The following is a 9,740-nucleotide window of genomic DNA, read 5'->3' as shown; positions in this document are numbered from 1 at the left end:
GAGGGCTTGACCAAATAAAGAAGTTCACTGTGCAATTTTGAGATAACAAATCTCTAAATTGAATAAAAATGTAGGCTAAAGATTTGATGAGTTGGTTTTCTTTTTTAAAAGGAAACTCCACAGATTGTCATCTGCGGAGTAAGCGACCATAGCAAAATCAAAGATTTTGAATGTCTGCTTATCTGGTGATAATGACATAAAGGTAACACCCGTTCCCATTCCGAACACGATGGTTAAGCTTTATAGTGCCGATGGTACTGCAGGGGAGGCTCTGTGGAAGAGTAGGTCGTTGCCAGGTAATCAAAAGATGACTAAGTAGTAAGTTGCTTAGTCATCTTTTTTTTATACATATAAAGTCGCATTATACAAATAATAATCTATAATTATTAAATATTATAGGTGGTTAAATGAGAAATAGAAATAGTAAAATTACAAGTATATTATCTAAAATTTCATATAAAAAACCTAAGCATGATGAAGAATTTTATATACCAGAATTGATTCCAGAGGATGACAAACAGAGTGGCAAGGAGCAGAATGCTAATGGACAAAAGAATTCTACACCCAAAAATGATAGTTCACAAAATAAAAATAATCAAGAAAATGGTGTTCCAAATAACATTGATGACAATTTAAAATATATGAAGAAAAGCTTTAATTATTCTTTAAATAAGGATATAAAAATTCGTGAATTTAAAATATTTGGAAGTATAAGAGCATTTATTATATACATTGATGGTATGGTAGATAGGAATATTGTGAATAGAGATATTTTAAGACCATTATTGAGAAATAATTCATCAATAAATAAGGAAGAGTGTAGTGTTGACTATATACTAAATAGTGTTATAGAAACAAATGAAGCTGAAAAGGTAACTACTATGGAGGATGCTATATATGGTGTGCTTCTAGGTGATACAGGGATATATGTAGATAATTGTAATTACTATATTTTTTGTGAAACTAAGGGATATGAAAAAAGGGCTGTTGACAAGCCACAGATTGAAAATGTTATAAGTGGATCCCAAGAAGCTTTTAATGAAAACTTAAGAACTAATACTGTTTTAATTAGAAGAATTGTGAGAAATAATAATCTTGTAACAGAATTTTTAAAGGTTGGAGAGAGAATTAATAAACCCTGTGCGATTATGTATATAAATGATTTGGTAAATCCTGCATTGGTAAAAGAAGTAAAAAAGAGAATAATCAGTATAAGTACAGATTTTATTACTGGTAATGGAATGTTGGAACAGTTCATAGAAACTGAATCAAAGTCGCTGCTGCCAACTATTTTAAGTACTGAAAGACCAGATAGAACTGCTGCTAATCTTGTGGATGGAAAAATAGCTATAATTTGTGATGGAGAGCCTTTTGCATTAATAGTTCCTGTTACTATAACTGAAATGCTTCATTCTCCAGAAGATATGAATATAAGAGCTTCTTATGGGACTTTATTAAGACTAATAAGGATATTTGCTCTTTTTGTTGCTACTCTTTTACCAGGATTATATATTGCGGTAACAAACTTTCATCAGGAAATGATACCTACTGAGCTTTTAATAGCAATAGGTACTGCAAGAGAAAATGTACCATTTCCAACTATACTTGAAGTTTTACTTATGGAAACCTCTTTTGAGCTTATAAGAGAAGCAGGAGTTAGGGTTCCTGGTACTCTTGGTACTACAATTGGCATTGTAGGAGCATTGATATTAGGGCAGGCGGCAGTTCAAGCAAGCTTAATAAGTCCTATATTGATAATTATTGTTGCTATAACTGGACTGGGAAATTTTGCATTGCCTAATATCCCATTTGCTTTTGGGATAAGAATAATGAGAGTACTTTTTATTGCTGCTGGAGCAACTTTGGGGTTTTATGGAGTATCACTTTTAGCAATAACTTTATTGATACTAATGATGGATATGAAATCCTTTGGAGTACCTTATATGACACTCATTGAACCAAAAGGTAGAAAAAGCCGTGATATTTTAAGAAGAAGGCCTGTTTGGAAGCAGGAATTCAGGCCAGACTATGTTAATCCTTTAGATATAAGAAAACAGCCTGAAATTTCAAGAGACTGGACCATCGAAAAGCCTGAATACAGCCATAAAAAAGGAGATAGTAATGAGTAAAAGTGGTAAATTCAGTACATATGAGGGAATATTATTTATGACAATTATTATAGTTTCTAAAATACTGTATACCAGCCCTGCTGTAGTAGTTAAACAGGTTGGAACTGCGTGCTGGTATTCTACACTAATTTCTTGTATTACAGCTATAATTTCCTTTTTATTAGTTTGTGTTTTATTAAATAGGTTTCCAGGGAAAAATTTAGAAAAGGTTTTTGAGGCTGTTTTAGGAAGAGTATTAGGAAAGGTATGTGGATTAATATTTTCATTATATATACTTTTTTATGCTGCTTCAAATTTAAGAGAATTTCTTGATGTAATAAAAGTATATAATCTTCCGGATACACCACCTAGTGTTATAATGATAAGTTTTATAGCAGTTTCTATGTTAATTGCTTATAAAGGAATTGAGAGTATTGTTAGGGTTTCCTGTATAAGTTTTTATTTTATTATATTTGGATTGATTATTATCTTAATTATGGCATCTCCGTATTATAATTTTGATTATATAAAGCCTTATTTTGGTTATGGCTTAAAGACGTCTATCTATGTAGGATTACTTAGAAGTTCGGCTTATGAAGAGGTATTAACGCTTGCTATAGTCATTGCATCTCTTCATGATGTAAATGATTGCAGAAAGATAGGAGTTACAAGTTTAGTACTTACAGGAATTATATTCAGCATTTGTTTTTTATGTTATTTGGCTACTTATCAATATACCATTGGTAGTGAAAATTTGTCTGGAATGTTTCAATTATCTAGAACCATATATTATAGCAGGTATGTACAGAGAATAGAATCTATATTCCTTTTTATTTGGGTAATATCTTCATTGTTAACTACATCAACTGCGTTTTATCTTTCAATAAGAGTTTACTGCCAGAGTTTTGATATAAAGGATCATAGGCCTTTAATGTTACCTTTTGCATTTTTGATGTATGCAATAGCACTTCAACCTAAGAATGTTTCAGAATTAATAAATATAAATTTATTGTTTATTAGGCAATATAGCTGCTATCTTAACTTTGGTATACCTATATTAGTACTAATAGTATCACTAATATTAAGAAGAAAAGGAGGGAGGAGGTAATGCGTAAAGTAGTTTCGATTATTATAATTATATTGACACTTTCAAGCTTATTGCTAACAGGATGTAAAGATTCTTCAGAAGTTGATGATAACGTGTATGCTGTAGCAATTGGGCTTGATAAGGGTATTAATAATAAAGTTATGGTAACAATACAATACCCAATTTATATGCAAACCAAAGGAGAAGATAAAGGATCAGAAATAGGCATTAACGGAATTGGAGCTAACGTACATTCTATTGAAGGCCCTTCAATGCTTGAATGTATAAATTTAATGAATATGGCAATATCCCGCCGAATTTCATTGCTTCACACAAAAATGCTTGTAATCTCAGAAGACTTTGCAAAAGAAGGAATAGGTGAGTTCCTTTCTCCTCTTGCAAGGTTTCGTGGAGTAAGAAGGACTATGTTTGTTATAGTTACTAAAGGAACAGCAGCATCTTTTATGCAGGAGAATAAGACTAATATAGGACCAAGTCTTACAAAATCTATAGAGTTAATGATGGCACAGTCGAAAAATACTGGATTTTTTCCTCCAGAAAATTTTCATGATTTTTATAGGGATATACTTTCTACTTATGGTAATTCTATTGCAATTTATGCTGGATTAAACCAAGGTAAGAGCATACAGCTAGAAGGTGGTAAAAGAGAATCCAAATTGGTTATAGAAAAAGATATAAAGCCAGGGGAGATGCCAAGGATTGGAACGGCTAAAAGGGAATTTGTAGGTAGTGCTTTATTTAATGGAGATAAAATGGTTGGAAGTTTGAATCCTTATGAAACAAGATATATGATGATGGTTAAAGGAGAATTTCGTCAGGGTATTATGACTATTGAGGATAAAAAATCTCCTGGTAGTGGAATAATAGTAAGCATAAGAAATGGAAGGCCACCAAAGATTAATGCTAAGTTTGAAAATGGAAAGCCTGTAGTTGATATAAATTTAAATATTGAGGCTGATATTGGAGCAATTCACAGCAGAATAAATTATGAGAGTTTAAACCTTATTAAAAACTTGGATAAACAGCTTCAGGAAGAGATAAAGAATGGTGTGGAGAAGGTTATAGAAAAGACTAAAAAGGAATATAAAACTGATGTGTTTCAATTTGGTAAAAAATTTGCAGGCTATTTCCCAACAATACAAAAATGGGAAGATTACCATTGGCTTTTGCATTACCCAGAAACAAAAGTAAATGTAAATGTAGTGGTTAATGTAAGGAGAACTGGACTTATGTTGAATTCCAGCCCCATTATAGAAAGACCTAATATAAAGTAGGAGAGGTGAGTTTTTATGAAAATTATTTTATCCTTAATTATTATTGTAGCTTGTTATCATAGTTTTTCCTACGGTGTTTATTTGTGGAAAATTGAAAAAGAAAAGCTTGCTAGTTTTGGAGTAATGTTGCTAACTTTTTTAGGAACTGTGATTCCTATAGCAGCTGTATATGTTATAATATAATATTTTTTTGTGTTATCTATAACATTAAGTGAATTTCATATGATGAATTAATAAGCTTGTTATGAGGTTAACTTTTAAAAAAATTAACAATTTAACCTCTTTAACAAGAATGTTAATTGTGTTATATTATAATAACTATATACGCATAATAAAGAGGATATTAATGAAGCTAAAGGATTAAAAAATGGTTTGATTAGTAAGTATTGGTAAAATAGAAGTTGTAAATAAATTTTAGGGAGGAAAATTATGCTACAAAAGAAAAAAAATTTAGCTAGTTATATTGTAGTTACTTTAATTGTTACATTGATGATAAATATGGTTATAACTTGGTTTGCTAAATCTTCTTTTAAAGAAATAGACTATGGTACATTTCTTACAATGATTCAAAAAAAGGAGATAGATTCAGTAAAAATTCAAACTGATAGGATTTTAATAACCCCAAAAACTAATCAAAATTCTTCAGTTAGCGATAAGAAAATTTATTATACAGGAACTTTAAATGATCCCCAATTAGTTGATAAGCTTCATAATGCTGGAGTAAAATTTTCAACGCCGGTTAAGGATATGCAGTCGCCTATTGTAAACTTTGCACTTACATGGATATTACCTTTTGCTATGTTTTATTTTCTAGGATCATTTATAATGAAATCTCTAGGAAAGAAAATGGGTGGTGGTGCCATGTCATTTGGAAAAAGCAATGCAAAGGTGTATATTGAAAAAAAGACTGGTGTTACTTTTAATGATGTAGCAGGGCAGGAAGAAGCAAAGGAATCACTTAATGAAATAGTGGACTTCCTTCATAAGCCATCAAAATATACTGAGATTGGGGCAAAGCTGCCTAAAGGAGCACTATTAGTAGGGCCTCCTGGTACAGGTAAGACCTTGCTTGCTAAAGCAGTAGCAGGAGAAGCAAATGTACCATTCTTTTCACTATCTGGTTCAGATTTTGTGGAGATGTTTGTAGGTGTTGGTGCTTCTAGAGTTAGAGATTTATTTCAACAAGCGGAGAAAAATGCTCCTTGTATAGTATTCATCGATGAAATTGACGCAATAGGAAAAAGTCGTGATAATCAGATGGGTGGAAATGATGAACGCGAACAAACATTGAATCAGCTTTTATCGGAAATGGATGGATTTGATTCTTCAAAAGGTGTTGTCATACTTGCAGCAACTAATAGGCCAGAGATTCTTGATAAAGCTCTTTTAAGACCAGGAAGGTTTGATCGAAGAGTTATTGTTGACAAGCCTGATCTTAAAGGTAGAGAAGAAATACTTAAGGTTCATGGAAAGAATGTTAAACTTGATAGCGATGTAAATCTTGGAGAAATAGCATTGGCTACGGCAGGTGCTGTAGGAGCTGATCTTGCCAATATGGTAAATGAAGCAGCTTTAAGAGCTGTAAGAATGGGCAGATACTTGGTTAGACAGGAAGACTTATTTGAAGCTGTAGAAACTGTCATAGCAGGTAAGGAAAAGAAAGATAGAATTATGACAGAAGAAGAAAAGAATTTAGTTGCTTTTCATGAAGTAGGACATGCACTTGCAGCTGCACTACAAAAGCAAACACAACCAGTGCATAAGATTACTATTATACCAAGAACAATGGGAGCGCTAGGTTATACAATGCAGATGCCAGAGAAAGAAAAATTTCTTATATCTAAGGGTGAATTAACAGAGCAAATAGTAGTTCTTTTAGCCGGTAGAGCAGCTGAAGAGATTGTCTTTAAAAAAGCAACTACAGGAGCTTCAAATGATATTGAAAGAGCTACTCAGATTGCAAGGCAGATGGTAACCATGTATGGTATGTCAGATAAATTTGGCATGATGGGATTGGAATCCATTCAAAACAGATATTTAGATGGAAGACCAGTTCAAACTTGTTCTACTGAAACCTCTTCGGAAGTTGATAGAGAAGTTCTTCAAATTATAAATAGTTCCTATGAAAAGGCGTTAAATCTTTTAAAGGATAATATGGAAGTGCTTTCTAAAATTTCAGCTCATCTTCTTGAAAAAGAGACTATAATGGGTGATGAATTTATGGAAATATTAAATTCTGTACCTAGATAAATATCAACCTAGCTTAGTATTATAATATTAAGCTAGGTCTTATTATTTGAAATAAAAACACTTGATTATCTTTCAATTTTGACTTTTGATTGAAGTGCTTTAGCTAGTGGTATTGCAATTATCATACCTAAGGTAACTTGACCAATGTTGCTTTGAATACCAGCTAGTGCTATGGCAAGAGCTTGATTGAAGCTGCTGGCTTTAACTACAATATATTGAACAATTACTATCTTGGTTAAAAAATATCCGAATACCATCCATGCGCCACCAACAATAAAGCCAAATAGGTTATTTAACATATTTTTACCTCTATAATTTCCTCTATAAGCGATAGATGCAGCAATATAAGCCATAATTGCTTTAATAACAAAAGTAAAAGGAACATAATAAGCATATCCAAGTAAAAAATCTGCTAAACTCATACCTACTGCGGCGGTTATAGCACCTTTTTTCTTTCCAAATAAAATTGCACCTAAAAATACCATACTATCTCCTAAGTGATCATATCCAACTCCAAATAGTGTTGGTACTTTAATAACCATAGTAGATACACAAATTATTGCTATCATAAGTGCCATTTGAACAAGACTTACTGTTGATAAACTATTTGTCTTGTTGTTTAAAATGGTTTCTTGTTTCATAAATAATCCCCTCCATAAATTAATTATTATTGATCAATATAATTTAATACGTTCGTTCGTTGGTACAATAACTCTACTTTTGTATTATATTCCAATATGGTATTATATCAAAATGTATCCATACACTTTAACAGAAAATTAGCAATCAGTCTCAAAAGCTTGAAAGTTTATCCATTGATTTTGGATAAAAATATAGTATAGTGGCTATTGTGAGATAGAAATTTTGCAATAAAAAGTTTATGAATAATAAGATTAGCAATTAATTGATAATTTGTTATCAATGTAGTAAAGTAATATATATTGACAATTTTAATTATTCAAGGGGGATGAAGCAAATATGTACACTATGGAAGAAGTTGAAGGTATGTATTTACCAAAATCAACAATATTTTGTACTTGTCAGGACAGGTATGACGAGATTATTGGGGGATTTAATTTTGAATTAGACAATGTAAACAAAGTTCTTATAAGAGATGAATTTTTAAATGAGGATAATATACAAGGTATCATATATCCATCTATATATAAGGCTGTATACCAATCAGGAGTATGCTATGTGATAGTTGCTTTAGAACAAGAAAGAGATTTAAAAATAGCTAAATACATATATAAGATTGCAAAGAAAAAAGACATATTGACAATTGGAATAGGAATTAAACCATCACTTTCACAAAATAAGGAGTTTAGGGCAAGTTGTGATTCTAGAATTGCTATGTTAAAAAATAATTTAGATTCTTTAGTATTAATAGATAATGAAATTTTAGCAAATAGTGAAAATAGTACTTTAGATGATATAGAAAAACAAAGCAGCGATAATGTTATAGCTACTTTAAAATCTATGATTTATCCAATATCTTTACCAGGTGTTGTAAACATTGAAGTATCAGAATTAAAATATATAATGGGTGGAAACACACTAGCTTATATTGGATTTGGAAGTGCAAGAGGACATAATAGAGCACAAATAGCTGCAGAGCAAGCAATTAATAGCAAGCTTTTAGTAGAGCCTTTAAAAAAGGCAACTAAACAATTGTTGATGATAGAAGGCGGTCCAAGTATGGATTTAATGGAAATATATGAGGCAACTAAGAAAATATCAGATGTATCAGAATGTGATATAAACAATATTTTTTTTGGTGCGGTTATAAATGAAGATTTAAAGGATGAAATACGAATATCTATAGTTGCATCTGGATATAATTCTGAAAAATATCTGATGTAATATTAATAAAGAAAAAACACAATAATATGAGAAGAGATAAAATTTTTTATAACGATATTTTAATATGTTTTTTGAATTTAAAGGAAGTGTGGAGTTAAAATGATATTTTATTTTTCAGGAACAGGAAACTCACTGCAAGTTGCTAAGAATATTGCACAGCAAAATAATGAAGAGATAATTTCTATTGCAGCTATGATGAATAGCAAAGCTGATAAGTTTGAATATAGTCTTAAGGATGATGAAGTAATAGGTTTTGTATATCCAGTATATGCATGGGCTCCACCAAAAATGGTATTTGATTTTATTCATAAGCTAAAGCTAAATAATTATAGAGATAATTACATCTTTTCTGCTGCAACTTGTGGTGCAAATATTGGAAATACAATGAAGGTTTTAGATAAAAAGTTAAGAGAAAAGAATTTACATCTAGATAGTGGTTTTTCTGTTATCATGCCAAGCAACTATATAATAATGGGGGATGTCGATTCTGAGCTTGAACAAGAGAAAAAGTTGTTAGCTGCTCAAGAAAATTTAAAAAGTATAAATAGTATTGTAGAGGAAAGACAAAAAAATATTTTTAAAGTAGTAAAAGGGGCTATACCAGGAATTCGAACTAGTATAGTGAATCCACTATTTAACAAGTCAGCTATGAACACCAAAAATTTCTATGCTAAAGATAATTGCACAGGTTGTGGCATATGTGAAAGCGTATGCAATTGCCAAACTATAAAAGTTGAAGGAAAACCTAATTGGGGAAATGAATGCAGTCAATGCTTAGCCTGTATCAATCTTTGTCCAGTTAGGGCAATTCAATATGGTAAAACTACGGAAAGCAAAGGAAGATATAAGAACCCTGATGTGACTGTGGAAGAATTGAAAATCAAGTGATTCTTAGACTCAGGTTGAGTTTGCTTGTGAGGAATATCTCTTACCTGAGCAAGCTCGTAAAATGCCGTTTAGCATTTTACTCATCTGAGTCTTAGAAGAACTTATCCAGGCGCGTAGCAGTGCTTATCTACCAATTGAAAAAGGTGGTGGTATTAGCGATGATAGCGATCGGATAAAACTTTAAGATCAATAATAAAAGGCTGTATTGGAAATATAAAATACAGTCTTATCTACATTTCTTAGATATGT

General features: G+C 31.4%; 8 protein-coding genes and 1 rRNA gene. 8 read left to right on the top strand and 1 reads right to left on the bottom strand.

From position 1 onward, the window contains the following. Nucleotides 1-181: 181 nt before the first annotated feature. The 6 genes from rrf (at nucleotide 182) to ftsH (ending at nucleotide 6,740) form a co-directional block, all read left to right on the top strand. Nucleotides 182-298 (top strand): 5S ribosomal RNA (rrf, locus tag EG57_RS0222360). 109 nt (nucleotides 299-407) lie between these two features. Then, nucleotides 408-2,129 carry a spore germination protein gene (locus EG57_RS0222355; RefSeq protein WP_032079314.1) on the top strand — a complete coding sequence of 574 codons (1,722 nt, stop codon included), beginning with the start codon at nucleotides 408-410 and terminating at the stop codon, nucleotides 2,127-2,129. After that, complete coding sequence (locus EG57_RS0222350; RefSeq protein ID WP_032079313.1) at nucleotides 2,122-3,216, top strand: GerAB/ArcD/ProY family transporter; 1,095 nt, start codon at nucleotides 2,122-2,124, stop codon at nucleotides 3,214-3,216. The genes EG57_RS0222355 and EG57_RS0222350 overlap by 8 nt, the downstream gene beginning before the upstream one ends. Continuing rightward, nucleotides 3,216-4,490, top strand: coding sequence for a Ger(x)C family spore germination protein (locus EG57_RS0222345; protein WP_032079312.1), 1,275 nt, complete (start codon nucleotides 3,216-3,218; stop codon nucleotides 4,488-4,490). The genes EG57_RS0222350 and EG57_RS0222345 overlap by 1 nt, the downstream gene beginning before the upstream one ends. Nucleotides 4,491-4,505: 15 nt before the next feature. Next, nucleotides 4,506-4,673: a hypothetical protein gene (locus tag EG57_RS26875; RefSeq protein WP_200880603.1), complete on the top strand. Its 168-nt coding sequence runs from the start codon at nucleotides 4,506-4,508 to the stop codon at nucleotides 4,671-4,673. A gap of 246 nt (nucleotides 4,674-4,919) precedes the next feature. After that, a complete protein-coding gene (gene ftsH / locus EG57_RS0222340; RefSeq protein WP_032079311.1) occupies nucleotides 4,920-6,740 on the top strand; it encodes an ATP-dependent zinc metalloprotease FtsH in 1,821 nt (606 codons plus the stop codon). 65 nt (nucleotides 6,741-6,805) lie between these two features. On the opposite strand, the gene EG57_RS0222335 is transcribed toward ftsH, so the two are convergent. Continuing rightward, nucleotides 6,806-7,381 carry an ECF transporter S component gene (locus tag EG57_RS0222335; RefSeq protein WP_032079310.1) on the bottom strand — a complete coding sequence of 192 codons (576 nt, stop codon included), beginning with the start codon at nucleotides 7,379-7,381 and terminating at the stop codon, nucleotides 6,806-6,808. A gap of 337 nt (nucleotides 7,382-7,718) precedes the next feature. Between EG57_RS0222335 and EG57_RS0222330 the strand changes: the two genes are divergently transcribed. Continuing rightward, nucleotides 7,719-8,603 carry an FtsZ/tubulin family protein gene (locus EG57_RS0222330; RefSeq protein ID WP_032079309.1) on the top strand — a complete coding sequence of 295 codons (885 nt, stop codon included), beginning with the start codon at nucleotides 7,719-7,721 and terminating at the stop codon, nucleotides 8,601-8,603. A gap of 99 nt (nucleotides 8,604-8,702) precedes the next feature. Continuing rightward, nucleotides 8,703-9,491, top strand: a complete 789-nt coding sequence (locus EG57_RS0222325) for an EFR1 family ferrodoxin (RefSeq protein ID WP_032079308.1) — start codon at nucleotides 8,703-8,705, stop codon at nucleotides 9,489-9,491. Nucleotides 9,492-9,740 lie beyond the last annotated feature (249 nt).

It is taken from the genome of Clostridium drakei (assembly GCF_000633595.2).
GTDB classification, from domain to species: Bacteria; Bacillota; Clostridia; order Clostridiales; family Clostridiaceae; genus Clostridium_AM; species Clostridium_AM drakei.
Note: the sequence above shows the minus strand (reverse complement) of the source record. Positions and strands in the feature narration are given on the sequence as shown.

Bases quoted from the DNA above. Each gene is read 5' to 3' on its own strand.
- ftsH (WP_032079311.1), top strand. From the start codon at position 4,920: ATGCTACAAAAGAAAAAAAATTTAGCTAGTTATATTGTAGTTACTTTA.
- EG57_RS0222355 (WP_032079314.1), top strand. From the start codon at position 408: ATGAGAAATAGAAATAGTAAAATTACAAGTATATTATCTAAAATTTCA.
- EG57_RS0222330 (WP_032079309.1), top strand. From the start codon at position 7,719: ATGTACACTATGGAAGAAGTTGAAGGTATGTATTTACCAAAATCAACA.
- EG57_RS0222345 (WP_032079312.1), top strand. From the start codon at position 3,216: ATGCGTAAAGTAGTTTCGATTATTATAATTATATTGACACTTTCAAGC.
- EG57_RS0222325 (WP_032079308.1), top strand. From the start codon at position 8,703: ATGATATTTTATTTTTCAGGAACAGGAAACTCACTGCAAGTTGCTAAG.
- EG57_RS0222335 (WP_032079310.1), bottom strand. From the start codon at position 7,381: ATGAAACAAGAAACCATTTTAAACAACAAGACAAATAGTTTATCAACA.
- EG57_RS26875 (WP_200880603.1), top strand. From the start codon at position 4,506: ATGAAAATTATTTTATCCTTAATTATTATTGTAGCTTGTTATCATAGT.
- EG57_RS0222350 (WP_032079313.1), top strand. From the start codon at position 2,122: ATGAGTAAAAGTGGTAAATTCAGTACATATGAGGGAATATTATTTATG.